The 24,830-nt window shown below is 60.2% G+C and carries 19 protein-coding genes; 10 read left to right on the top strand and 9 right to left on the bottom strand.

Annotated elements, in window-relative coordinates; genetic code table 11:
- Positions 1 to 84 precede the first annotated feature (84 nt).
- Genes argE through PMI16_RS10110 form a run of 4 tightly spaced genes read right to left on the bottom strand, consistent with a single transcriptional unit; the run spans position 85 to position 3,894 of the window.
- Positions 85 to 1,257 (bottom strand): acetylornithine deacetylase, encoded by a 1,173-nt coding sequence (gene argE / locus PMI16_RS10095; protein WP_007879122.1) that lies wholly within the window; start codon positions 1,255 to 1,257, stop codon positions 85 to 87.
- 50 nt (positions 1,258 to 1,307) lie between these two features.
- Entirely contained in the window at positions 1,308 to 1,925 is a 618-nt protein-coding gene (locus tag PMI16_RS24995) for a hypothetical protein (protein ID WP_007879126.1), read from the bottom strand.
- Positions 1,926 to 1,934: 9 nt separating this feature from the next.
- Positions 1,935 to 2,636 (bottom strand): lipoprotein-releasing ABC transporter ATP-binding protein LolD, encoded by a 702-nt coding sequence (lolD, locus tag PMI16_RS10105; RefSeq protein ID WP_007879131.1) that lies wholly within the window; start codon positions 2,634 to 2,636, stop codon positions 1,935 to 1,937.
- Positions 2,629 to 3,894, bottom strand: a complete 1,266-nt coding sequence (locus PMI16_RS10110) for a lipoprotein-releasing ABC transporter permease subunit (RefSeq protein WP_007879135.1) — start codon at positions 3,892 to 3,894, stop codon at positions 2,629 to 2,631. Before PMI16_RS10110 ends, lolD begins: the two co-directional genes overlap by 8 nt.
- 305 nt (positions 3,895 to 4,199) lie before the next feature.
- Between PMI16_RS10110 and PMI16_RS10115 the strand changes: the two genes are divergently transcribed.
- The 4 genes from PMI16_RS10115 (at position 4,200) to PMI16_RS10130 (ending at position 10,092) form a co-directional block, all read left to right on the top strand.
- Entirely contained in the window at positions 4,200 to 5,276 is a 1,077-nt protein-coding gene (locus PMI16_RS10115; RefSeq protein ID WP_007879141.1) for a hypothetical protein, read from the top strand.
- A gap of 14 nt (positions 5,277 to 5,290) precedes the next feature.
- Positions 5,291 to 6,985 carry a single-stranded-DNA-specific exonuclease RecJ gene (gene recJ, locus PMI16_RS10120; protein ID WP_007879142.1) on the top strand — a complete coding sequence of 565 codons (1,695 nt, stop codon included), beginning with the start codon at positions 5,291 to 5,293 and terminating at the stop codon, positions 6,983 to 6,985.
- A 126-nt stretch (positions 6,986 to 7,111) separates the two neighbouring features.
- Positions 7,112 to 8,479 (top strand): TAXI family TRAP transporter solute-binding subunit, encoded by a 1,368-nt coding sequence (locus PMI16_RS10125; RefSeq protein WP_007879145.1) that lies wholly within the window; start codon positions 7,112 to 7,114, stop codon positions 8,477 to 8,479.
- Positions 8,476 to 10,092 carry a diguanylate cyclase domain-containing protein gene (locus PMI16_RS10130; RefSeq protein WP_007879147.1) on the top strand — a complete coding sequence of 539 codons (1,617 nt, stop codon included), beginning with the start codon at positions 8,476 to 8,478 and terminating at the stop codon, positions 10,090 to 10,092. The genes PMI16_RS10125 and PMI16_RS10130 overlap by 4 nt, the downstream gene beginning before the upstream one ends.
- A gap of 93 nt (positions 10,093 to 10,185) precedes the next feature.
- Here PMI16_RS10130 and PMI16_RS10135 read toward each other — a convergent pair whose 3' ends face one another.
- The gene (locus tag PMI16_RS10135) at positions 10,186 to 11,379 is read right to left on the bottom strand and encodes a M20 aminoacylase family protein (RefSeq protein WP_007879148.1); all 1,194 of its coding nucleotides are present in this window, start codon (positions 11,377 to 11,379) and stop codon (positions 10,186 to 10,188) included.
- Between the two features lie 153 nt (positions 11,380 to 11,532).
- On the opposite strand from PMI16_RS10135, the gene PMI16_RS10140 reads away from it, so the two are divergent.
- Together PMI16_RS10140 and PMI16_RS10145 are read left to right on the top strand one after the other, a co-directional pair.
- Entirely contained in the window at positions 11,533 to 11,751 is a 219-nt protein-coding gene (locus tag PMI16_RS10140; protein ID WP_034379870.1) for a hypothetical protein, read from the top strand.
- Between the two features lie 136 nt (positions 11,752 to 11,887).
- Positions 11,888 to 12,694, top strand: a complete 807-nt coding sequence (locus tag PMI16_RS10145; protein WP_007879149.1) for a transporter substrate-binding domain-containing protein — start codon at positions 11,888 to 11,890, stop codon at positions 12,692 to 12,694.
- A 44-nt stretch (positions 12,695 to 12,738) separates the two neighbouring features.
- Here PMI16_RS10145 and PMI16_RS10150 read toward each other — a convergent pair whose 3' ends face one another.
- The 3 genes from PMI16_RS10150 to PMI16_RS10160 all read right to left on the bottom strand — a co-directional run bounded on the left by PMI16_RS10150 (position 12,739) and on the right by PMI16_RS10160 (position 16,909).
- Positions 12,739 to 13,746: a GlxA family transcriptional regulator gene (locus PMI16_RS10150; RefSeq protein WP_007879150.1), complete on the bottom strand. Its 1,008-nt coding sequence runs from the start codon at positions 13,744 to 13,746 to the stop codon at positions 12,739 to 12,741.
- A gap of 155 nt (positions 13,747 to 13,901) precedes the next feature.
- Complete coding sequence (locus PMI16_RS10155; protein WP_007879153.1) at positions 13,902 to 14,651, bottom strand: hypothetical protein; 750 nt, start codon at positions 14,649 to 14,651, stop codon at positions 13,902 to 13,904.
- Positions 14,652 to 14,965: 314 nt separating this feature from the next.
- Complete coding sequence (locus PMI16_RS10160) at positions 14,966 to 16,909, bottom strand: PhoX family protein (RefSeq protein WP_007879155.1); 1,944 nt, start codon at positions 16,907 to 16,909, stop codon at positions 14,966 to 14,968.
- Between the two features lie 145 nt (positions 16,910 to 17,054).
- Between PMI16_RS10160 and prfB the strand changes: the two genes are divergently transcribed.
- From prfB to PMI16_RS10180, 4 genes are all read left to right on the top strand, one after another.
- A protein-coding gene (gene prfB / locus PMI16_RS10165) for a peptide chain release factor 2 (protein ID WP_157212593.1) occupies positions 17,055 to 18,159 on the top strand; the annotation gives its coding sequence in 2 pieces (ribosomal slippage) (positions 17,055 to 17,135 and positions 17,137 to 18,159; 1,104 coding nt in all).
- A gap of 105 nt (positions 18,160 to 18,264) precedes the next feature.
- A complete protein-coding gene (lysS, locus tag PMI16_RS10170) occupies positions 18,265 to 19,821 on the top strand; it encodes a lysine--tRNA ligase (RefSeq protein WP_007879158.1) in 1,557 nt (518 codons plus the stop codon).
- A gap of 231 nt (positions 19,822 to 20,052) precedes the next feature.
- Entirely contained in the window at positions 20,053 to 20,685 is a 633-nt protein-coding gene (locus PMI16_RS10175; protein ID WP_007879159.1) for a glycine zipper 2TM domain-containing protein, read from the top strand.
- A 262-nt stretch (positions 20,686 to 20,947) separates the two neighbouring features.
- A complete protein-coding gene (locus PMI16_RS10180) occupies positions 20,948 to 21,907 on the top strand; it encodes an amino acid ABC transporter substrate-binding protein (protein ID WP_007879160.1) in 960 nt (319 codons plus the stop codon).
- Positions 21,908 to 22,363: 456 nt separating this feature from the next.
- Here PMI16_RS10180 and PMI16_RS25265 read toward each other — a convergent pair whose 3' ends face one another.
- Positions 22,364 to 24,829, bottom strand: coding sequence for an NEL-type E3 ubiquitin ligase domain-containing protein (locus tag PMI16_RS25265; RefSeq protein WP_157212594.1), 2,466 nt, complete (start codon positions 24,827 to 24,829; stop codon positions 22,364 to 22,366).
- Position 24,830: the final 1 nt, after the last annotated feature.

Below are 24,830 nucleotides of genomic sequence, written 5' to 3' on the forward strand. Positions count from 1 at the left end.
GTTGGGTAACGCTCAACGACGACGGGCCGGAAAAACCGACCCGCCCTCTCTTATATCATGCTCAGCCCGGTATTCGGCCTCTGCTCAGGTCGCCTGCAGCGAACGCCCCAGCTTGCGCAGAAAATCTTCGCAGCGCTCCAGCTGAGCAATCGCGACGAATTCGTTCGGTTTGTGCGCCTGGATGATGTCCCCGGGACCGCACACGATGGTCGGGATGCCGATGCGCTGGAACAAGCCGGCTTCGGTCGCGTAGGCCACCTTGCGCTTCTCGTTGTCCTGCGTCAGGGCGCGCACCAGCGACGTGATGGCTTCCTGTTCCGCGGTTTCCAGCGCCGGGCTGCCGGCGATCACGCCGATGTCGATCTTCGCTTCCGGATATTCCGCCTGCATCTTCGGCAGCAAATGATCGCGCACGTAATGCGTGATCTGCTCCTGGATCTTGTCCGGCGACATGCCCGGCAGATTGCGGAACTCGTAGGTGAATTCGCACAGGTTCGGGATCGTGTTGATCGCAATGCCGCCGCGGATCTGGTTGGTCGTCATGGTCGAAAACGGCACGTCGTACAGCGCGTCGTAGGGACCGTTGGCCTTGTAGGCATCGGCGAAATCGCGGATGGCGCAGATCAGCCGCGCGGCATATTCGATGGCGTTGCAGCCCTGCGGCGTCAGCGACGAGTGCGCCGACTTGCCGTGCACGCTGCACGAGAAAACATTGATGCCCTTGTGCGCCACCACCACTTGCATATTGGTCGGCTCGCCGACGACGCAGCCTTCCGGACGGATGCCGCGCTCCTGCAATTCGGCCAGCATCGACGGCGCGCCGGCGCAACCGATCTCTTCGTCATAGGAAAACGCCAGATGCAGCGGCTTGGCGCGCGGCATCGCCAGGAATTCAGGCACCAGCGCCAGCGACGCGGCGATGTAGCCCTTCATGTCGCAACTGCCGCGTCCGTACAGCAGGCCGTCGCGTTCGGTCAGCTTGAACGGATCGCTGTCCCAGTTCTGGCCGTCGACCGGCACCACGTCGGTGTGTCCCGACAGCACGATGCCACCCTGCGTATTGCCGGCTTCCGATCCTTGCGTGGCCGGCAGCGTGGCGAACAGATTGGCCTTGGTGCGCTCCTTGTTATGCGCAAACCAAGGCGTGATACCTTGCGCCTGCAGGCTGTCGCGCACGGTGGTGATCAGTTCCAGATTGGAGTTGCGGCTGGTGGTGTCGAAGGCGACCAGCTTTTCGAGCCATTGACGTGTGTTCATGATGATCTCAGTACTTCAGTAAAAAAGTTAAACGGACTGGCGGCGCCAAGTCATTCCGGCTTGGCGTCAGGCTTGGCTTCGGACCTCGTCTTTGCCTCGTCCGTCGCCTCGGTTATTTGCTTAGTTTGCGCGCTTTGATCGATTTGCGCTGCCGGCATCGGCTGCCCGGCCGAAGCAGCGCCATCCAGCGTCATGAGCCAGGTCGCAACCTGGCGCCCCAACGACTCCGCCACGATTTCCAGAATCGAGCATGTACCGCGCATGCCGCCAAAGACGCCGCCGCGCGAATGCTCGCGCTTGACCACGGTTTGCACGACTTCGCCGTCTTGCACCAGGTCGGCCCGCACCGTGACAGCCTTGGGGCCGGTCCAACCGCCACCGCCGATACCTTGCACGCTCAACACCGTCAGCTTGAGGACCTTGCCCTTTTCCATCTTGGCGGGATCGGTAACCTGCAAGGTGCCCGGATACTTGTCGGCGACTTTCTGAAAAACATGATTCCCCAGAATCCTGTCGACCGCACATTCTGCCTTGACGCTAGGCTCGATCGGCACCTGTTCATCGAAAACGGCGGGCACCTGCACCCGCAACGTCTCTTTTGCCTGCGCAAGCGAACTCAGCAACAGCGTACTCGCGATCAGCATTCCTCCGATATTTTTCTTGTTCATTGCCATCCCCTATTCCCAAAGTTGCAAGCCATTCTCGGACAATCGCAACACGCGGCCGCAGCGGCGCGCCAGCTCGATGTCATGGGTCACGATGACAAAGGCCGTACCCAAGGTTTGCGACAATTCCAACATCAGTTCAAACGTCTTGTCGGCGGTCGAGCGGTCCAGGTTGCCGGTCGGTTCGTCGGCCAGCACGCAGGCCGGTTTGGTGACCAGCGCGCGCGCCAGCGCGACACGCTGGCGTTCGCCGCCGGACAGTTCGCCCGGCACGTGGCGCACGCGGTTTTCGAGGCCGACGCGGGCGAGGATTTCGCGCGCCTGTTCTTGCGCCTGATCGCGCTTGATGCGGCGGATCATCAGCGGCATGGCGACGTTGTCCAACGCGGAAAATTCCGGCAGCAAGTGGTGGAACTGGTAGACGAAACCCAGCGCCGCATTGCGCAGGTCGCCGCGAGCAGCTTCTCCCAGATTGGCGAAGTCCTTGCCCTGAAGGCTGACGGTGCCGCCGGTCGGCGTGTCGAGGCCGCCCAGCAAATGCAGCAGCGTCGATTTGCCGGAGCCGGACGCGCCGACGATGGCGACCTGCTCGCCGGCCTTGACGTCGATGTCGATGCCGTTGAGCACCTTGACCGAATACTTGCCTTGCGTAAAAGTCTTGCCCAGTCCGCGACAAGACAGCACGGTCTGATTGTTTGTGATGGGATTATTCATAGCGCAAGGCCTCCGCCGGTTTGACGCGCGCTGCCGCCCAGCTTGGGTACAACGTCGCCAGGAAGGCCAGCACTACCGCTACGCCACCTATGGTCCATACATCCGACCAGATCAGGTCGGACGGCAATTCGGAAATCACGTAAATGCTCTTGGGCAAGAACTGCACGTGCAGCAGGCGTTCGATCAAGGGCACGATCACGTCGATGTTCAGCGCCACCAGCACGCCGAAGCCGACGCCGAGACCGGTGCCGATCAGCCCGACCAGCGCCCCCTGGATCACGAAGATCTTCATGATCGATCCCGGCGAGGCGCCGAGCGTGCGCAGGATGGCGATGTCGGCCTGCTTGTCGGTCACAGTCATCACCAGCGTGGACACCAGGTTGAACGCCGCCACCGCAATGATCAGGGTCAGGATGATGAACATCATGCGCTTCTCGGTCTTCACCGCGGCGAACCAGTTGCTGTTTTGCTGCGACCAGTCGCGCAGGTACAGGTTGCCGTTGAGCGTCTTCGACAACTCGTAAGTCACCTGCGGCGCCTGCAGCATGTCCTTGATGCGCAAGCGCACGCCGGAAGGCGCATCGAGACGGAACAGCCGCTCCGCATCCTCGATCTGGATGAAGGCCAGCGACGAGTCGAATTCGTAATGCCCCGCTTCAAAGATGCCGACCACGGTGAACTGCTTCAGGCGCGGCAGCACGCCGGCCGGCGTCACCTGCCCTTGCGGCGCGATCAGCGTGACCTTGTCGCCGAGGCCGACGCGCAGGCTGCGCGCCAGTTCGCCGCCCAGCACGATGTTGAACTCGCCCGGCTTGAGATCGGAAAATTTGCCCTGCTTGACCTGGCCGGCGACATCCGACACCTTGGGCTCTTCCGACGGCAGCACGCCGCGAATCACCACGCCGCGCACATTGTCGTCGCGCGTCATCATGGCTTGCGCCGCCACATACGGTGCGGCGCCGATGACTTCCTTGTTCTGGAAGGTCTGTTTGGCGACCGACTGCCAGTCCTGCATGGCGCCGGACGCGTCGAATACTTCGATATGCGAGAGCACCGACAGCATGCGGTCGCGCACCTCTTTCTGGAAGCCGTTCATCACCGACAGCACGACGATCAGCGCGGCCACGCCGAGCGCGATGCCGGCCATGGAAATCAGGGAAATGAAGGAGATGAAACTATTGCGGCCGCTGCGCTTGCCGGCTCGCGTGTAACGAATGCCGACCAGCCATTCGAAGGGTAAATTTTTAATCAGACTCAAACCTGGGCTCACTTTTCACGAAGGAGGATTGCCGGAACGGCGGCAACAACGATGCAAAACCGGGGAAGTTCGCAAGAAACCGGAGGAAAGACGGCAAATCCACACGGTAAAAACGATGCCGAACGACAATGCGCCAGTTTGCCACACTCTCCGGCATCTTTCACTGTTGTCGTTCACTCCCGGATCGCCAGCTCAGATCGCAAAAGCGCGACTTAGTTTTGCAGTACGCGTTTATTCACCTTTCGCTTGTGCTTCCTCATAGAGGCTTTTGAAACGAACGCAGGGTTTTCGCCTACAATCGCGGCATGAATCATCTCGACATCCTGATCCCTTTCGGCCTGCCGCAGGCCGAGTTGGCGCGCGACCTGACGCGCCAATGCAAAGCCCCCGCGCTGGCCATGTTGTTGGCGCGCAGCAAGAACACCCATCCCCCGCAAAACCTCGATCCGTTTTCACGCGCCTTGCCGCATGAACACTGGATCAGCCGTCAGTTCGGCCTGACGGCGGCAGATGGCAAGGACGAGCGCAGCAACAGCCCGCCGGCTTCGGCCGCGATCTTGCAGGCGCACGGCCGCCAAACGATGGAAGGCCACTGGTTCGTACTGCAACCGGCGCACATCCACGTCGCCCGCGACCACCTGGTGCTGACCGACATCGGCCAACTGGAGCTGGACGAAGCCCACTCGCGCCGCCTGTTCCAGTCAGCCTTGCCGCTGTTCGAAGAAATCGGCCGCACGCTGATCTACATCGACGCCGCCACCTGGATGATGCGCGCCGACGACTGGGCCGGCCTGCGCACGTCTTCCCCGCAAGCCGCCAGCGGCCGCAACATCGACATCTGGATGCCGGAAGGCCCCGGTGAACTGGCCTGGCGCAAGCTGCAAAACGAAGTGCAGATGCAATGGTTTTCCGAGTCCCTGAACGAAGAGCGAGAAATGCGCGGCAGGAAACCCGTCAACTCGCTGTGGATCTGGGGCGGCGGCAATGCCGCGAACACCTCCGCGATGTCGGCGACAACAACTTATCAGGCAGCCTTCAACCTGAGCGGCTGGCCGCAGGCCTTGGCGCCGGCCGCCTCACGACAATCCGCCAGCGCCCCCGAAACCATCCTTGCCGCAACCGGCGAGCGCGGCCTGCTGATGCTGGACGACCTGCTGGAAGCCGGCCTGGCCAATGAATGGGGCGTCTGGCTGCAACGCGTGGAAGCGCTCGATGCCGCCTGGTTCGCGCCGCTGCTGCAGGCGCTGCGCGAGAAACGCCTGGACAGCCTGTCGCTGATCCTGACCGGCCAGGACAAGCTGCTGCACCTGACGGCCACGGCCTCGTCGCTGCGCAGATTCTGGGTCAAGCCCTCGCTGGGCAAACTGGCTGCGCAAGCTTAATCAAGGTCAAGCACATGATCCGCATCACCACCCGCTCCTACGACCCGCGCCACGTCGACGACCTGATCCACAGCGGCATCCATCCCGTGCTGGCGCGCGTCTACGCCGCCCGCGGCCTGCTCAACGCCAAAGACCTGTCGAGCGAACTGGGCGCACTGATTGCGCCGTCCGGCTTGCTGCATATCGATGCCGCCGCCGTCTACCTGGCCGACGCCATCGCCGCCAACAAGAAGATGGTGATCGTCGCCGACTACGACTGCGACGGCGCCACGGCCTGCGCGGTCGGCCTGCGCGGCTTGCGCAGCCTGGGCGCGCAGGTCGATTACATCGTGCCGAACCGTTTTGAATACGGCTACGGCCTGACGCCGGAAATCGTCGAACTGACCATCCGCGAAAAATCGCCCGACATCATCGTCACGGTCGACAACGGCATCGCCAGCATCGACGGCGTTGCCGCCGCCAAGGCGCGCGGCGTCGACGTGGTCGTCACCGATCACCATTTGCCCGGAGACAGCCTGCCGGATGCGCGCGTGATCGTGAATCCCAATCAACCTTCGTGCGGCTTCCCCAGCAAGAACCTGGCCGGCGTCGGCGTGATGTTTTACGTGCTGCTGGCCTTGCGCGCCGAAATGCGCAAGCGTGGCATCTTCGACGCCCAGACCCAGCCCAAGCTCGATGCGCTGCTCGACCTGGTCGCCCTGGGTACGGTCGCCGACGTCGTCAAGCTCGACGCCAACAACCGCATCCTGGTCGCACAAGGATTGAAGCGCATGCGCGCCGGCCGCATGCATCCGGGCATTGCCGCGCTGTTCCGCGCCGCCGGCCGGGAAGCTCGCCGCGCCACGCCGTTCGACCTCGGCTTCGCCGTCGGCCCGCGCCTGAATGCCGCCGGCCGTCTGGCCGACATGGCGCTCGGCATCGAATGCCTGACCACCGACGACGAAGGCCGCGCCTGGGCCATCGCCCAGCAGCTCGACGCCATCAACCGCGAACGCCGCGACATCGAAGCCGGCATGCAGGACACCGCCTTGCTGCTGCTGGACGACTTCAACCCGCAGGACCGCCGCACCATCAGCGTGTTCGACGCCTCCTGGCACCAGGGCGTGATCGGCATCGTGGCCTCGCGCCTGAAAGACAAGTTCTACCGCCCGACCATCACCTTCGCGCCCGGCGACGAAGGCCTGATCAAGGGCTCCGGCCGTTCGATCGCCGGCTTCCACCTGCGCGATGCGCTGGATCTGGTGTCCAAACACGCGCCGTCGGTGATCACCAAATTCGGCGGCCACGCGATGGCAGCCGGCTTGACGATCCGCGCCGAAGCCTTCGACGCATTTGCCCATGCGTTTGAAGAGGTCGGCAAGGATTGGTTGACCCAGAACCAGCTCGAACGCGTGGTGGAAACCGACGGCGCGCTGGAAGAGGCCTACTATTCCGTCAACTTCATCAGCCTGATGGATGAACAGGTCTGGGGCCAGGGCTTTGCGCCGCCGGTGTTCTGCGATCGCTTTCGCGTGGTGAGCCAGCGCATCCTGAAGGAAAAACACCTTAAACTGCTGCTGGAAAAAGACGGGCAAAAATACGACGCGATCTGGTTCGGCCACGCCGATGCGCTGCCGGATTACGCGACAGTTGCTTTTAGATTGGATGCCAACGAATATAACGGTACAACCAAGGTACAGTTGATGGTGGAACACGCGGAGCCGGCTTAGCCCTCGCCGTCAGCAAACTGACAGGAAGAAGGCGTGAAATGGGCAGGCCGGCGGCGATAACAAAGTGCCCCGACGCAGGGGCGTAAACAGGCAGCGCAAGCATAGGCAAAAACCGGCAGCGACTTTATGTCCAAGACACCTCTTCCGCTCCATCGCATCCAAAAACCGCCGATGACGCCGCAGCGCCTGCGTCGCCTGATGCTGATCGGTTCGCTGGTGCTGCTGGCGGTTTGCTGGACCGTGCTGGCGATGCTCAAGCCGGCCACCCAGGGCAAGATCGTCATGACCGCCGGTGCGCCGGGCGGCATCTATTACAACTACGCCGAACGCTACGCGCAGATCCTCAAACGCGACGGCATCACGCTCGACATCCGGCCGTCGTCCGGTTCGGTGGAAAACTTCCAGCGCCTGCGCGACGACAACAACGAATTCCAGGTCGGTTTCATCCAATCGGGTACCGGCAACAGCGAACAGGCCCCCGGCATCCAGACCATCGCCGCCATTTCCTACGAGCCGATCTGGGTGTTCTATCAAGGAACAACGACCTACGACCGTTTGTCGCAACTGCGCGGCAAACGCATCTCATTGGGAGTGCCCGGCAGTGGCCTGCGCATCGTCGCCAACGACTTGCTGACGGAAAACGGCATCACCACCAACAACTCCACGCTGGAGGAAATGAACGGCAGCACCGCCTACGAACAACTGCTCAACAACAAGATCGACGCCGCTTTCTTCATCGGCCGCACCGACAGCGAACTGATTCGCACCCTGCTCAATAGCGGCATCAAGCTGATGAGCTTCTCGCAAGCCGACGCGCTGGTGCAGAAATTTCCATCGCTGTCGAAGATCACTTATCCGCGCGGCGCCACCAGCCTTGTCAACGACAAACCTTCGCAAGACGTCACGCTGCTGGCCGCCACCGCCATGCTGGTGTCCAAGGAAAGCCTGCACCCGGCGCTGGCCTACCTGCTGCTGGACGCCGCCAACGAAATCCACAACGCGCCCGACTTTTTCACGCCGCGCAATTATTTCCCCAACCAGAACATCGAGGATTTCACCATCTCCGACGAGACGCGCCGCTACTTCAAATCCGGCCGCCCTTTCCTGCAACGCTACCTGCCGTTCTGGCTGGCCAACTTCATCGAGCGGCGCTTCACGATCCTGCTGCCGTTCATCGCGGTGCTGTTCGGTCTGATCCAGGCCGTGCCGCGCATCTATGAAGCCAGCATGAAAAAACGGCTGGTGGTCTGGTACAAGGAAATCCACTTGCTCGAAGAAGAGATCTGGAACACCATCTCGCCGTCGGCGGAAAAACTGGCCGAATGGCACCGGGAAATCGAAGAGATCGACGCCAACGCCAACCAGATCGATATCCCGCAACGCTATTACGGCGACGTCTACGCGCTCAAGCAAGCCATACGCGTCGTGCGCGACCGCATCAGCGAAGCCGCTCATCAACACGAGATAACAACAACATCCCCGTCACCGCAATGAACCTTAAACGCTTCGCCAACAGTCTCGTCACCCGCCTGGTGCTGTTCGGCACCCTCGTCGTCCTCGCCAGCGGCATCGCCCGCTATTACGTGCTGACCGATTTTCTGCACGACGACCTGACCGGAGTCGCCGCCGAACAGCAAAGCACGATTGCCAGCTATCTGGCGCAAGACATCAATCACCGCATACTGGAGCGCCGCCGCTACCTTGAGCAACTCGCCGCCTCGCTGCCGCCGGAACTGATGGGGCAGCCGGAAAGACTGCGCGAGTGGCTGCGCGACCGACAGGAATTGCAACCGCTGTTTTCGCAAGGACTGTTCGTTGCCAACGACAACGGCGTCATCATCATCGACTATCCCTCCACCATCGGACGCACGGGCTTGTCGATCAGCGGTTATCCTGATTTCCATCTGGCCAAAGGCGGCCGGTTCATCATCGGCGAACCGCTGCTCAGCCCGGCGTCGCAGCAAGCCATCATCCCGATGATGGCGCCGCTCAGGGATCATGGCGGCAGACTCATCGGCATATTGGGCGGCACCACCAGCCTGACGGCGGCCGGCTTCCTCGATCATCTGCAACAGGCCCGCCTTGGCGAATCCGGCAGCTTCATTCTGGTGTCCCCCGCCAAACGCGTCATCATCGCCGCCAACGATCCGACCATCGTGCTCAAACCATTGCCGCAGGTCGGCGTCGATCCGCTGCTGGACAAGGCCGTTGCCGGCTATCGCGGCACCGGCATCGGCAGCAACGGCAGCGTCGAAGAAATCAAGGCCATCGCACCCGTACCGAGCACCGGCTGGTTTGTCGTGGTGCGCCTGCCGGTCTCCGCCGCATTGCCGACCGTCGAGCATGTACAGGCCTTCATCTTGCGCGGCGGCGCGGTGCAGGCGCTGGTGATTTTCCTGCTGATCATCCTGGTCGTGGTCTGGTTCTTCCGGCCGCTGCGGCACGCTGCCGACCAGGCGGAACGGATGACGCGCGGCGACCTCCCGCTGACGCCGCTGCAGGTGGCGCGCGCGGATGAAGTCGGCCACCTGACGATGGCCTTCAACCGCCTGCTGTCGCGGCTGAAGGTGCACCAGGCCGAGCTCCAGCATCAAGCCCATCACGACACCCTCACCGGCCTGCCCAATCGCGTCATGCTGGCCGATCGCATGAAGCAAGCCATCGCTCATGCCAACCGCGAGCGCACCGGCGTGGCGCTGCTGTTCCTCGATCTTGACGGATTCAAACCGATCAACGACACGCTGGGACACAAGGCCGGCGACCAGGTGCTGCAGGAAATCACCCAGCGGCTCTTGCGGGTGGCGCGCCATAGCGACACGCTGGCGCGGGTCGGCGGCGACGAATTCGTGCTGCTGGCGACCGACCTGGACACGCCGCTTGCCCATGGCGCGCGCGCATTGGCGGAAAAATGCATCCACGTCGTCGCCGAACCGCTGAAACTGCCGCAAGGCGAGTACACATTGGGCGTCTCCATCGGCATCGCCGTCTGCGAAAGCGATTGCGATCCCGACCTGCTGCTGCAAGCGGCCGACAAGGCGATGTACGACGCCAAGAACAAGGGCCGCGGCTGCTATGTGATCGCCGTCCGCGATGAAACCCGCGCCTGATTCTTCCTGGACAGGTCCCGTGAATGAAGCCCTCATCCTCGACATGAAGATGAAGCCGGCACGCGTCGCCGACCGGCGCGCCCCCTCTCCCCGCTAACTCCGCGGCAACAAGCGCTGCGCCAGCTTCACCCAATAGCTGGCGCCGATCGGCAGCAAATCGTCGTTGAAATCATAGCTGGTGTTATGCAGCATGCAGGGCCCCGCGCCGTGACCATGGTCGCGATGACCGCCCTCGCCGTTGCCGATCAGCGCATAGCATCCCGGTCTGGCCTGCAGCATGAAGGAAAAATCTTCAGAACTCATCGGCGCTTCGACGTCGACGTCGACGTTTTCCTCGCCGACCAGTGCGCGCATGACGTCGACGCACACGGCGGTCTCTTGCGGATGGTTGATCGTCGGCGGGTACTTGCGGTCGAAGACGATCTCCGCTTCGCAACCGAAACCGCGCGCCAGATGTTCCGCCAGTTCGCGCATGCGCGATTCGATCAGGTCGAGCACGTCGATGGAGAAGGTTCTGACGGTGCCGCCGAGCCAGGCGAAATCCGGAATGACGTTGCTGGCCTCGCCTGCGTGCATTTGCGTAATCGACAGCACGGCGGCGTCGCCGGGACGCTTGTTGCGCGTCAGGATGGTTTGCAGCGCCTGCGACAAGGCCGCCAGCGCGGCGACGGGATCGACGGCGTTATGCGGCAAGGCGGCGTGCGAACCTTTGCCGTGCAAGGTGATTCTGAACTCGTTGCTCGACGCCATGATGGCGCCGGAATTGACGGCAAACGCGCCGAGCGGCATGCCGGGCCAGTTGTGCAATGCGTAGACGGATTCCATTTCGAACTTCTCGAAGAGGCCGTCTTCGATCATCTTCGCCGCGCCGCAGCCGCCCTCCTCGGCCGGCTGGAATATCAGGTACACGGTGCCATCGAAGCGGCGCGTGGCGTTCAAGTGGGCGGCGGCGGCCAGCAGCATGGCGGTGTGCCCGTCATGACCGCAAGCATGCATCTTGCCGGCATGCCGGGAAGCATGGGCAAAGGTGTTCATCTCCTGAATCGGCAAGGCGTCCATGTCGGCGCGCAGTCCGATTGCACGACTCCCCGTGCCCGCGCGAATCACGCCCACCACGCCGGTGCCGCCCAGGCCGCGATGAACCGGAATGCCCCAGCCTTGCAAGGTGCTCGCCACCAGATCGGAGGTGCGATGCTCCTCGTAGCGTAATTCGGGATGGGCGTGCAGGTCGCGGCGAATGCGCGAAAACTCGGCTTGCGAGGCTTCCAGCTCTTTGATCAGATCCATGTTTGCTGCCGTAGAAGTTGACACACCCGACCTGCATGCTTGCTCCGGATCAGGCTTCGCCTGGATCGCTGCACGCCGGTATTTCCGGTCATCATACGCCTCTAAACAGCCGCGTAGTTGCGGCATACGCACACCGGGAAAGCGTGAAAAGCCATGTTCGACCGGGGCGATTTTCCCGCTGCTTCGCCTCGCCTGAAAATGATGCAGAGCAATCGTCCGCCCCTTCTGAAATGCACTGACATGGCGCGCCGCAACCGCGAAAAACTGCTTAAAACGGTGCGTGCATCATTTTTTTCGCGGACTTTAAAAAAATTTCCGGGGAATGCGCAGGCCATCATGGCGCTCCCGCGCCTGTCGCCACGCCGGGCATGAAGTGTGCTGAGGCAGTCATGATCCGTTACGCTGCCTGCGTCCGTGCTTTTTGCTTTGTTCGTTTTTGTTCTGTCCGTGCACGTCGGCATGAGTGCGTCCTCTTACCTGCATTGACCACGTTTAATTGGGAGAAAAAATGAAATTCGCGAAACGCCTGGCGCTCTGTTCCGTTACCACGCTGATGATCGCAAGCTTTGCCGCATCGAACGCCAACGCCGATGCGCTGGCCGACATCACAAAGGCCGGCACCATCCGCATCGCCGTCCCCCAGGATTTTCAGCCCTACGGCTCGGTCAACTCCGAAATGCAGTTGCAGGGCCTGGACATCGATGTCTCCCGACTCATCGCCAAGAACATGGGCGTCAAGGTGGAACTGGTGCCGGTCGCCAGCGCCAATCGCATTCCGTATCTGCAGACGCATAAAGTCGATCTGGTGATTTCGACGCTGGGACGCAATGCCGAGCGCGACAAGGTGCTGGATTTCTCCCAGCCTTATGCGCCATTCAACAATAGCGTCTTCGGCGCCGCCGACATCAAGGTCAGCGGTCCGGCCGACCTGGCGTCGCAGGTCGTGGGCGTGGCGCGCGGCACCTTCGAAGACGTGCAATTGACCGCCTCAGTACCGCCAAGCACCGTCATCAAGCGCTACGAAGACAACAACACGCTCATCTCCGCCTACGTGTCCGGCCAGGTCAAATTGATCGGTACCGGCGATTTCGTTGCGATTACCCTGGGTGAAAAGGATCCGGCGCACAAACCCGTCTTCAAGTACATCATCCAGGAATCGCGCTGCGTGGTCGGACTGAACAAGGGTGAACCGGCTTTGCAAGCCAAGGTCAACGACATCCTGACCAAGGTGAAGAAATCCGGCGAGCTCAACGCGCTCGTCAAGAAATGGCTCAACGTGCCCTTGCCGGACAAGCTGGCCAACGCTTACGAATAAGGCAAAACCGGCCTTTTTTCAAAGAACGCATTCCGCATCGGCCGCTAGCCGGCATGAACACCGGCCAGCTCCCGGTGCGCCGATGGCGAATGCGCTTCAAATTTCTTCCACACGCGCCGCAACTGGCGGCCGGAATGAAAGCCCGATTTTTCCGCCACCCGTTCAATGTCCAGAGGCGACTGCGCCAGCAGATCGCGCGCCAGTGCGATGCGGATGCGATGGATGTAGTCGATCAGGCTGTCGCCGGTGTGTTCGCGAAACAGCCGCGTGAGATGGCGCTCGCTGGTGCAGGCGATGTCGGCCAGCTGCGCCACGCTCCAGTCTTGCGCCGGGTCCTTGATGACCGCGTTCTGTACCCGATGCACGGCCGGATGCAAATGATTGCGCGCCGCCAGCCAGGGTGACAATTGCGGATCGCCGCCGGTGCGGCGCAGGTAGACCACCAGCGAACGCGCCACCGATGCGCTGCAAGCGTGACCGGCGATCTGCGCGACGATGTGCAGCGCCAGGTCGATGCCGGTAGTCACGCCGGCGCTGGTGAAAATCAGGCCGTCTTCGACGAAGATGCGGTTTTCCAGCACATCCGCTTGCGGCGCAAAGCCGCGCAACTCATTGATATGGCTATGATGCGTGGTGCATTTGCGCTTGCCGAGCAAACCGGCATAAGCCGCCAGCAAGGCGCCGGTGCAGATGCAGACCAGCCGGTGATGGGGCCGGTAGTGCTGCTGCAGCCAGCGTACCGCCGCCTGATCGGCGGGATTGCCGAAGTCGTCGTCCTTGTCGATGCAACCGCTCAGGACCAGCATGGCGTCGTCGGGCAAACTGTCCGGCAAGGCTTCGATGCCCGCCAGCGTCAGACCGACCGAGGTCGCCACTTCACGATGGGCGCTGATGAAGTGCAGGTCGAAGTATGGCGGGCAGCCGGATTTGTCGGCAAAGCGGTTGGCGTAGCGCAATACTTCCGCCGGACCGATCAGGTCAAGCGTGAGCGCCGATTCTCGCAACAAAAAATAGACGGGGATGCCGGCCTCCCGTGTCGTGACCTGGTCCATGATTCCCTCTGCCGATGAGACGTGAGGGAATCATGGTATCCCATGTACACCGCGCCATCCATGCCCGCAGAAGACATTGACCGGACAAAATCGGCCATCCGTGATAATTGCGGCAACGCTCCGGCCCACGCTGATCGAAAATCGATGAGACACCGTCAGCGCACCGGCAAAAATTGCAGGAACGAACCGCCCAGCAGGTTTTGCACATAGCTGATGCCGGCGCGGCGATATTTTTCGGTGACGAACTCCGCCAGCAGATCCAGGCGGCCGACGATCTTGCCGAATTCGCGCTCGAAGCTGAGGTTGCGTTCGGTCGCATTGATCTCGTCGGACAGCAGCAAAGGCTGGCCGGCGCTGTTGCGGCGATTGGTGAGCATCCACACGGCGATTTCGATATTGCGCGCGGCATTGTAGAGGTACTGGGCGTCGAGGCCGTCGATCAGGAAGAACTCGATCTTGCCGCCGTGCGCCGTGACGATCATGTCGGCCGTGGCGTAGATGAATGCGGCGACGCGATCGGCCTTGAAATCGGGCGACAAGGCCAGCGACATGGCGGCGATGTCGTGCTTGCCTTGCAGGTCGGCCCAGGTCTCGCGCTTTTCGACGGCCTCGCGCACGCGCTTGACGACTTCTTCGCGGCTGGCGCCGGATTTCTTCCACTCGGCCGGATTGCGCCGGTAGAGCTTGTCCATCAGCAGATAAAGGCTCTCAAGATTGTCGCGCATGGCCAGGGTCGCCATGCGGTTGGTGTCGGACTGCCCCATTTCACGCGAGCTGGCGGGGGCGCCTTTGACTTCGCCGTGGTTGGTGGGCGCCGACGTACAGGCGGATAGCGCGGCCATCAGTGCGGTCATCAGGGCAACGATGGGCAATACGGACGAACAAACGGCGGCGGTTGATCTCATTTTTTGCATTCCGCTATGACTGTCGAAGGCTGAAAGGAGTTCGACCGCCATTGTCTCCGTGGCGATCCACTCTCCAGAAATCGACATCCATCGACATTCCGGCCGGAGTGCATTCGCCCGCAAGTGCCAATACTTCAAATGCGGACCTTCACTCCCGCCGGAGCATGTCCGCCAGCATATAACGACAGGCTGAGAAAGCGCTGATTTTTTTGCAGGAAGCTTGCCGTCCGGCCATGCGCGGGAAAGAATGGGCGTAAAAAAGAGAGGCCGCAGCCTCTCTTTCAAGGGAAATTGCCTCCGTTTGTTCTGGCGTATCAGGCCCGTGCCGGCAATTGCAAGCCGGTCAGATAGCCCACCGTGGCGCCGAAGCGGTCCTTGTAGTTGGCCCGCACCAGCGGATCGAGCGCATCCTTGACCTTGTCGTGCAGCGGTTTTTCCCAATCGCCGGCATGCTGGAAGTTGCTCATGACGTAGGTCCAGCCGTTGATTTCGTCGACCGCATGCAGGCCGGTCGATTCGGCCCCGGCCGGGCAGGACAGGACGCGCGAAAGCTGTCTGGTGTCGACGTTGTAGGCCCACAGGAAGTTGTTGACGTGCATGCCGCTGTCTTCGCCGATGAAGAGCGTGCGCAGCTTTTCGGAGAACTTGATGTTGTCGGGATTGGCGATCTTGTCGGCATGCGCCAGATTGCCCAGCGCGTCAGGCTGTTTCAGGTCTTCGCCGATCAGGGCCGGCGGCGGCGCCATGTCGACCGGCACCCAGGCGCTGTCGATGGCGCTGCCGGACAAGTCGTTCTGGCCGCCCTTCATGTTCAGCGCATACACCGCGCCGGCCTTCGGACCTTGCACCTTGATGCCGCCGGAACCGTCGAGCATCGAGGTCTGTACGTAGGACATGGCCGAGTAGGCGATCTTGTCTTTGGCGTTGACGGTGGTGCCTTCCATCTTGGTGAAACCGAGGCTGCCGCCCTTGAGCGCGGCGTAGCGGTGGGTCTCGAGGAAAGCGGCTGCCTGCTCCATGCCGGGCTTGAGCTTGATCCAGTTGGTTTTGCCGTTGAAAGGAATCTTGGCATAGGAGGCGTCCTGCGGATCACTGGTCTTGACGTCCATGATGTCGGCAACCTTGAGCTTGTCGGCCAGCGCCTTGATCTCGGCGCTGCTGGCGTGGCCCAGCCTGACCCAGTTGAGCATGCCGGCGCCGGGACCGACGCCGGAGGTCTGGGTCCATTTTGCGACGTAGAGCGTGCCGGCCGACAGATCGGCTTCACGGTCGGCGATGAACATGAACAGGCCGCCGTTGGTGGCGTCGTCGCCCATGAGCACGGTGCGGCGGTCCGGCATGACCTGCACCAGTTCGTGCGAGATGCGGCCGAGGCAGAAATGCTTCACGACGCTGCCGCTGCCGTCGGCGTGGACGGTGATTTCCGGCAGATGGCCGTAGTGGTACGGATTGGCCCTGGCGGCGTCGCCGAACAGGTTCTTGCTGAAAGCCTGGAACTGCACGTTGCCGGCGATGGCGGCAGCGTCCGGCTCGTACTCTTCGCTCGACAGATGGGTATTCCATGGCGACAGGCTGGCGCCGCAAGTGATCCACAGGCCGTTGACCGAAGAGGTGTCGACGTTGTGGTATTTGACGAGCGACAATTTGCCGGTCTGCGGATCCTGATCCAGCGTCAGCACGGCGATAGGCGACGGCAACTGGCCGTACATGGCGGCTTGCTTCTGGTCGCGCGTAGTGTATTCGAACTGGACCACGGCGAACACGGCGTTGCCCTTGACGCCGGCGACTTGCGCGCCCTTCATCGTCAGCAGGGAGGAGCCGTCGGGGCAATCGGAGAAAAAGTGACGCTCCTTGCCCGGCACCGAGCGGTCGATGATGGGCTGGTTGTTGATGTCGTAGTAGCCTCCGGCCAGCATCTTGCCGCCCTTGCCGTCCGGCACCATGTCGCCGGTCATGAAAAACGGCTGATAAGCCAGTTGATAGCTTTGCTTTGCGCCGTCGCCGAATACCACGTCCAGGCTCGATTGCACGGTCGTGGCGGCCATTGCCGCCGGATTCGCCAGCGACGGCGCCGGCATGCTGCCGAAGGTCGCCGAGGCAAAACCGCTGCGAGAGGACGCCGTGGCGCAGCCGGCCAGCAGGCCTGAGGCGGTCAGGGTCAATGGCAAGGTCAGTGGCAACAGCGGCGCGCTGGCGAAGGCTTTGAGCAAATCGCGGCGTTTTGGCTGGATTTCGGAAGCGGTTTTGGCGAGTTTCATGGCGATTTTTCCTTTTGGATAACAAGCTGACAATTACCTGACGACAATCGCGTGATGCTAATCGACCAACATGACCGCTTTGTGACACGGGAAATAGCCCTTCCAGTCTTGTATAATGCGAGGTTTGATTGCAAAAGACATAATCATGGAAGCAGAACGCCTCAATTCCCTCCAATCCCTGCTGGACGACCTCGCGGTGCGTGCAGCTGAATTACGGAGGTATCTTTGACTTCGATGTGAAGTCGGAGAAACTCGACCAGGTCAACGGCGAATTGGAAGATCCGGAAGTCTGGAACGATCCCAAGCGCGCGCAAGATCTCGGCAAGGAAAAAAAATCGCTGGAAAACATCGTCCATACGCTGATCAAGATCGACGGCGACCTCACCGACACGCGCGACCTGTTCGCCATGGCGCGCGAGGAGAAGGACGAAGACACGCTGATCGCCATCGAAGCCGACGCAGAAACCCTCAAGGGTCTGGTCGAGGGCATGGAATTCCGCCGCATGTTCAGCAATCCGATGGATCCGAACAATTGCTTCATCGACATCCAGGCCGGCGCCGGCGGCACCGAAGCGCAGGACTGGGCGTCCATGCTGCTGCGCCAGTACCTGCGCTACTGCGAACGCAAGGGCTTCAAGGCCGAAATCCTGGAACAGTCGGACGGTGAAGTTGCCGGCATCAAGACCGCGACGATCAAGGTCGAAGGCGAATACGCCTACGGCTTCCTGCGCACCGAAACCGGCGTGCACCGCCTCGTGCGCAAATCGCCGTTCGACTCCGCCAATGGCCGTCACACCTCGTTTTCGAGCTTGTTCGTGTATCCGGAGGTGGATGAATCCTTCGAGATCGACATCAATCCGGCCGATGTGCGCGTGGACACCTACCGCGCGTCCGGCGCCGGCGGCCAGCACATCAATAAAACCGACTCCGCGGTGCGTCTGACGCACGGCCCCAGCGGCATCGTCGTGCAATGCCAGAACGACCGCAGCCAGCACCGCAACCGCGCCGAAGCGTGGGACATGCTGCGCGCCAAACTGTTCGAACTGGAACTGCGCAAACGCATGAGCGAGCAGCAAAAACTGGAAGACTCCAAGACCGACGTCGGCTGGGGCCACCAGATCCGCTCTTACGTACTGGATCAGTCGCGCATCAAGGACTTGCGCACCAACTTTGAAATGGGCAACACCAAGGCCGTGCTGGATGGCGACCTGGACGGTTTCATTGCCGCTTCGCTGAAACAGGGCGTGTGATCCCTGCCACGTCCGGCGCCCATGCATCATGGCGCCGGATAGGATCAGCACCGCCAGCTTTTTAGCGCTTTTAGCTCCCACGCTTACTAACGAATTCTCGACATCATGACCACACAAAACGACAACGCCGCTCAGCCCGCGCAACAACAGCCGCCCGTAGATGAGAACACCATCATCGCCGAGCGCCGCGCCAAGCTGGGTGCGATCCGCGAACAAGGCGTCGCCTTCCCCAACGATTTCCGCCCTGAACACAAGGCTGCCGAACTGCACGCGCAGTACGGCGAGTTGGACAACGAGGCGCTGGAAGCCAATCCGGTCAAGGTCTCGATCGCCGGCCGCATGATGCTGAAGCGTGTGATGGGCAAGGCTTCGTTCGCGACCCTGCAAGATTCGTCCGGCCCGCGCGCCGACGGCCGCATGCAGCTCTACGTCACCAACGACGTCACCGGCGAAGCCGCGCACGCCGCCTTCAAGCATTACGACCTGGGCGACATCCTCGGCGCGGAAGGCTCGCTGTTCAAGACCAAGACCGGCGAATTGTCGGTCAAGGTAACCGGCCTGCGCCTGATCACCAAGTCGCTGCGTCCGCTGCCGGACAAGTTCCACGGCCTGTCGGACCAGGAAACCAAGTACCGCCAGCGTTACGTCGACCTGATCATGAGCGAAGAAACGCGCCGTACCTTCAAGGCGCGCACCGCCGCGATGTCGTCGATCCGCCGCTTCATGGAAAAGAACGACTTCATGGAAGTCGAAACGCCGATGCTGCACACCATCCCCGGCGGCGCCGCGGCCAAGCCTTTCATCACGCATCACAATGCGCTGGACATGCAGATGTTCCTGCGCATCGCGCCCGAGCTGTACCTGAAGCGCCTGGTGGTCGGCGGCTTCAACCGCGTGTTCGAAGTCAATCGCAACTTCCGCAACGAAGGCGTCTCGCCGCGTCACAATCCGGAATTCACGATGATGGAATTCTATGCGGCCTACGTCGACTACCAATGGCTGATGACTTTTACCGAACAAGTGATTCGCCAGGCGGCGATCGATGCGCACGGCACCGCCACGCTGACCTACCAGGGCCGCGAACTGGATCTGGCCAAGCCATTCCAGCGCCTGACCATCACCGGCGCCATCAAGAAGTACGCGCCGGAATACACCGACGAACAATTGAACGACATCGACTTCCTGCGCACCGCGCTGAAGAAGTTCGGGGTCAAGACCGACCAGGCGCCACTGGCCAAGGCCGGCATCGGCGCGCTGCAACTGGCGCTGTTCGAAGAAACCGCCGAGTCGCAATTGTGGGAACCGACCTACATCGTCGATTATCCGGTTGAAGTGTCGCCGCTGGCGCGCGCATCCGATACGGTGGCCGGCATCACCGAGCGTTTCGAACTGTTCATCACCGGTCGCGAAATCGCCAACGGTTTCTCCGAGCTGAACGATGCCGAAGACCAGGCCGCGCGCTTCCAGGCGCAGGTCGCCGCGAAAGATGCGGGCGATGAAGAAGCCATGTATTACGACGCCGATTACATCCGCGCGCTCGAATACGGCATGCCGCCGGCCGGCGGCTGCGGCATCGGCATCGACCGCCTGATGATGCTGATCACCGACTCGCCGAACATCCGCGACGTGATCCTGTTCCCTCACCTGCGTCGCGAAGACTGAACATGAAAAGGGAACGTCCGGAAAACAACTGTTCTCCGGACGTTCCGACAAGAAACCGGCAGCCCAGATCAGCAGCCCGTAGGCGCACCTCGCGTGCTCCTACGGGCTGTTTCCATTTGTCCTACAAACGTCTTACAAGTTTTTACAACTGACACACTATCCGCCTTTCTTCCCTGCGACTTGTCCTCCATAATTCGCCTCACATCAACACCAAATACGGAGAGGCCCATCATGGAAGTCGTCAAATCCCCAAGTCGCATTCATCCCCTGGTTGCTACTGCAGCAGTAGCAGTCACTTTGGTCAGCCTGGTCGGCGTCGCAGCCATCACCGGCTTGCTGCCGACATCGAACAGCACCGTGGCGCCGCAACAAGCCATGTCCGACACCACCGCAGCGCCTCAGTCGCAACAGGCAATGCAGCAAGCACAAAATAACGTGCAGCCGGCGCCGCAACCTGCTTCGAAGCCAAACTACGCCGCGCATCCCCAACAAAACAGCAATGGCTACGGGACTCCGGCACCAGTCGCGCGTTGCACCAGTTGCGGTGAAGTCCAGGCCGTACGCGCAGTCCAGCATACTCCTCCGGCCAGCGGCGTCGGCATTGTCGCCGGTGCAGTATTAGGCGGCGTTCTGGGCAACCAGATCGGTAACGGCAACGGGCGCACGCTGGCGACGGTCGCCGGCGCAGGCGCAGGCGGCTATGCCGGCAACGAGGTAGAAAAACGTACCCGCACCACAACAACCTACGTCGTTGACGTGCGCATGGAAAACGGCAGCGTGCGTTCCTTCCCGCAATCCAATGAAGGCTGGCGCGTCGGCGATCAGGTCCGTGTCGTGAACGGTCACCTGACCAGCCGCGGTTAAACCTTAGCGACAAGCGTCAACGCAAAAAAATAGAAGCCGTGTCTGCCTTGTAGCGACACGGCTTTTTTTCTGCCCATGGCAAGACGAAATACCGCATCCCCGGCCCCTAAATCCGCTCAAAAAATTTTCAATCCCCCCTCTCTCCCAAACATTTCCTTCATCTCGAAATACTTCCAAACATCTGATTTGTTTTGATACGCCAGATGCAATCAACAGTCTGGCGCTTGAACATTTCCCATGTGCCTCCTAAGATCCATTGGCGATGTCCATCGATAAATGGGTCTTTGAAATGCGCCACCTTGCCTCGATATTCAATTGCCGCTCCTCATCATTTTTCAACGCCGTCGCCTGGCTGTTGTTGGCAGGCGCATTGCCTCAATTTGCCGCCGCAAGCGAAACACTCAAGAAAATCCAGGAAAACCGGACGGTGGTGCTTGCCTTCATGGGAGTCGTCGACAACCTCTCCCCTTTCGTCCTGATCGAACCGGATGGCGAGGTCAGCGGCTACTCCATCGACATCTGCCTGAAGATCGTTCAAGGCATCAAACGGGAAATGAAACTCCCCAATATCAAGATCCAGTTCATCCCCGTCAATACGAGCACGCGATTCAGCGCCCTGCTCGACAATCGTGCCGATCTGGAATGCAGCGTCAGCACCAACAACGCCGACCGGCGTAAAAATTTCTCCTTCACCATTCCGCATTTCTTTACGAGCGTACGCATGCTGGTGCACGTGAATTCAGGCATCAAGGATTGGAGCGACCTGCGCAACAAACGCATCGTCACCACCAAGGGAACGGCGATGAGCGACGTGATCAACAAGCGCAGCAACATCGCCGGACTCGGCCTCGCCATCACCGAACTCGAAAGCGATCAGGAATGCGTCAGGATGCTGGAGCAAGGCCTGGCCGATGCCTTCGTCATGGACGAGATCCTGCTGTATGGAGCGCGCGCCAGCGCCGGGAATCCGGACAAGCTGGTCATCGCAGGCACATCGCTGTCGGTCGAACCTTACGCCATCATGCTGCGCAAGGGCGATCCCGAGTTCAAGAAAATGGTCGACAAACAAATGGCCAAACTCGTCGCCAGCGGAGAAATCCTCAGGCTTTACAACCGCTGGTTCATGCAACCCATCGGGCCCGAGCGCAGGATGCTGAACATGCCGATGAGCTACATCTTGCGCGATTCGCTGCGCTATCCCACGGACAAGATCACGAATTGAAGACAATCGGCAATGCAACGCGCCGCTGAGTCAAAAAAACAAGAAAGATAAGCAATCGAACTGCGGAATGCGTCGATAAAAATCCAAAACATCCCTTCTTCTGTGCTTCAGATCCAGCGCGTACAGACCCGGACAGACCTTGGTTCAGCACTGCTTATGTAGAGCTACGCGTGCAATTTGAGCAGGTCATTTTTTATGGTCTGCTCAATCTCTCTCTGCTTTACTGCCCCGCCCCTTCGGATCTGAGCATTGCCTGGCGAACGCTGCTGCGAAATCGTAAGGCCCTTCCGGATCCCCATGCGCATAGATCTGCTTGCATCTGCTTGAAACTGCGTTTTTGCTTGTGCCGGAACCTTGTCGATCGTGGCAGACATAAATTCAGCGTCAGATCATGCGTGCTCGACGCCGACGAAGTCTGGCAGCTTTGGGGAAAAGCGAAGACGTCATTGCCAAACTTTACAACAGCCTTGTATCAAGGCGATGCTGATTAAGCAATTTTGTAATGACGGCCTGTTTCTCCTCCCTGTTTATTTTTTTTTCGATATTGCTATATTCAGCCGTTAATTCATTGAATTTTTCCTGGTATTTTTGGTCCGTTAATTCCTTGCGCAATTCAAATAACTCATCCGTGTCGGCGCAAATGCGCCCCTGCTCCCGTGCGATCCTGGCCGAGACCTTATCGATAATGTTTTTATGCCCCAATTGAATGAGCAGAGCATGCATCGGGGGCCAGGTCGCCAAGAATGTGATCCACTCATCTTGATGCCGATGACTCGTCAAAACGTCTGCGGCGGCCTTCACATCATCCTCCGTAATTCGGCTGTCGCGAGGGTACAGCATGGCTTTCAGATTCACTCCAAGAAACTTGAGGATGGGAGCATTGAACTGCAGAAAGTAACCGTAATGCACTTCGGTCTCATCGATTGTCTGCTGCTCGTCCTCCAGCGCTTGTGTTTTGTCTTGGGCGATTTTCTTCAGGCTTTCATACAGATACATGCCTTTGCCCAGCGCAAGCAGATTGGAAGAATTGTGGTTGTACTTACCGTTTTCGGCATCGGCCTGAGTCTGATAGCTGATGCTCAGCAAGTCCATATCGAGAAGCGCTGTTGCGATTCCGTCGCCGCAGGTCTCGGCGGTGAACACCGCGATATTGAAACATTCTTCGCGCAGCGCCTGGTTCTCGGGGCGCTGAAGTTTAGCCAGCAAAGCAGCGACACGGCTCGTCATCACAGGCTGCCAATTTTTATAATCGGCGGTTTCTCGAATGTTCTGCAGGTATTGAGAGAACAAGTGAGCATTGGGCTCTTTTTGGATAGTTCTCCATGCGCTCTCATCTGCCGCCGGCATCCATGACTTGACCTCGTTCGTCAGCGTGCGGAGGGAAAATGTACGTCCGCCTCCCAGCGATCCCCGGAAACGGATTGCCGGGCCGCGATAGCCTGTGATGCCCATCGCTTCGTTCAATTCAACGTATCTCTCGTGAATGACATAGCTTGCCTCAAGCATGACGGAGCATTGCTTGGGCAAATCCAGAATGCGTTGTGGCTGTCCACCGATGGTGACGCCCATCAAATTCACGTCTCGCAGCTCCTTGTGCATGCTCAGATCCGGCAGTTCGGCAAGCTCCCCGCATCCGGCCAGTTGCAGGCGTTTCAACTGCAGGCAGGATGACAAATCAGGCAATTCGGTCAAACTGGTGCAATTCATCAGGTTCAGCTCCGTCAAATGCGAAGGCAATGGAGGCAAGCTGGCGATATCCCGATTCGAGATTGCTAACGAGGTTTGTGATTTATCCTTCCAGGCCGTAGTAATTTTCAATGCGATTTCTTCGTAAGCCCGGCGGTGTTCTGTTGGTGCATTACTTTTCCAGGTATTGATTGCAGCGAGCGCCTCGCCATGCGAAAACCGAATGCGCGTCTGGGATGGCAGACGCGCTGCATTCCCCCGTTGGCGATCGGTATTTGTCTGCTCAAGAGGCGCAGGCATCGTACTGCGGACCCTGGCGGCACCGGTTGAATTGGCGAGAACGGGGTCATGACTAAAGGCTGACGCGGGAATCCGGGTGTTGAGGTTGAAAGGCAACTGCGGTGCGCCTTTCCGTTGATCTCCGCTTGTTCTCGCTATAGCGGGGTCATGACTGAAAGCTGGCGCGGGAATCAGAGGGCGAGGGTTGAAAGGCAACTGCGGTACACCCTCCCGTTGGTCTCCGCTTGCCGTGGGCACGGGCATCACATACGACACAGGACGAGACCTGGGAGCCCTGAAGAATGGGCGCGGTGTCGCTCTCTCCAAGAGTTGAGGTTCGTCTGGATTCAAGATCATTCCCAGCGGCAATCTGGCGCTGATCGGGCAATCCCACATCACATAATTGAGCTGCGCACATCCCAATAAGTCCAATCGTCCGGTCAGGCTGGGACATGCGACACACTTCAACCGCTTCAGTTCTCGACACTGACTCAATTCCGGCAGGGTTCTCAGGCGCGGACATCTGTCGATAATCAGATATTCCAGACCTTTACACATTGATAAATCTGGAAAACTGCTCAGATTGGGGCAATTGGTCACCTTCAGAAACGTCACAATTGGTGGAATTGGCGGCAGGCTGGACAGGGATGACACGTTTTTTATTTCCAGCGTCACCTGTCCCGATTGATTGCATGCAGCTTCATATCTGGCGGCAACTTGCCAGGTTTTGTCCCTACATTGGGGAAACGCTCTATTTTTCCAATTCTCAAGTTTCGCGAGATATTCCACTTTTGAATCAATGCGCCGCTGCGGAGACGAATGAGAGGGAATATTTGGTTGCGCCTGTTGTGGACGCTGCCGCGTTGCATTGGACGTAGCTGTGCCGAGGGGTTGTGATGGTGACGCGTACAAGAATGGTGTTCCGGTAGCGTTGGGCGGCGGATAACTGATTGGCATG

Source organism: Herbaspirillum sp. CF444 (assembly GCF_000282135.1).
In the GTDB taxonomy this organism is placed as follows: domain Bacteria; phylum Pseudomonadota; class Gammaproteobacteria; order Burkholderiales; family Burkholderiaceae_D; genus Herbaspirillum.

Coding starts and splice junctions, on each gene's coding strand:
- argE (WP_007879122.1), bottom strand. CDS start 1,257: ATGAACACACGTCAATGGCTCGAAAAGCTGGTCGCCTTCGACACCACC.
- PMI16_RS24995 (WP_007879126.1), bottom strand. CDS start 1,925: ATGAACAAGAAAAATATCGGAGGAATGCTGATCGCGAGTACGCTGTTG.
- lolD (WP_007879131.1), bottom strand. CDS start 2,636: ATGAATAATCCCATCACAAACAATCAGACCGTGCTGTCTTGTCGCGGA.
- PMI16_RS10115 (WP_007879141.1), top strand. CDS start 4,200: ATGAATCATCTCGACATCCTGATCCCTTTCGGCCTGCCGCAGGCCGAG.
- recJ (WP_007879142.1), top strand. CDS start 5,291: ATGATCCGCATCACCACCCGCTCCTACGACCCGCGCCACGTCGACGAC.
- PMI16_RS10125 (WP_007879145.1), top strand. CDS start 7,112: ATGTCCAAGACACCTCTTCCGCTCCATCGCATCCAAAAACCGCCGATG.
- PMI16_RS10130 (WP_007879147.1), top strand. CDS start 8,476: ATGAACCTTAAACGCTTCGCCAACAGTCTCGTCACCCGCCTGGTGCTG.
- PMI16_RS10135 (WP_007879148.1), bottom strand. CDS start 11,379: ATGGATCTGATCAAAGAGCTGGAAGCCTCGCAAGCCGAGTTTTCGCGC.
- PMI16_RS10140 (WP_034379870.1), top strand. CDS start 11,533: ATGTTCGACCGGGGCGATTTTCCCGCTGCTTCGCCTCGCCTGAAAATG.
- PMI16_RS10145 (WP_007879149.1), top strand. CDS start 11,888: ATGAAATTCGCGAAACGCCTGGCGCTCTGTTCCGTTACCACGCTGATG.
- PMI16_RS10150 (WP_007879150.1), bottom strand. CDS start 13,746: ATGGACCAGGTCACGACACGGGAGGCCGGCATCCCCGTCTATTTTTTG.
- PMI16_RS10155 (WP_007879153.1), bottom strand. CDS start 14,651: ATGAGATCAACCGCCGCCGTTTGTTCGTCCGTATTGCCCATCGTTGCC.
- PMI16_RS10160 (WP_007879155.1), bottom strand. CDS start 16,909: ATGAAACTCGCCAAAACCGCTTCCGAAATCCAGCCAAAACGCCGCGAT.
- lysS (WP_007879158.1), top strand. CDS start 18,265: ATGACCACACAAAACGACAACGCCGCTCAGCCCGCGCAACAACAGCCG.
- PMI16_RS10175 (WP_007879159.1), top strand. CDS start 20,053: ATGGAAGTCGTCAAATCCCCAAGTCGCATTCATCCCCTGGTTGCTACT.
- PMI16_RS10180 (WP_007879160.1), top strand. CDS start 20,948: ATGTCCATCGATAAATGGGTCTTTGAAATGCGCCACCTTGCCTCGATA.
- PMI16_RS25265 (WP_157212594.1), bottom strand. CDS start 24,829: ATGCCAATCAGTTATCCGCCGCCCAACGCTACCGGAACACCATTCTTG.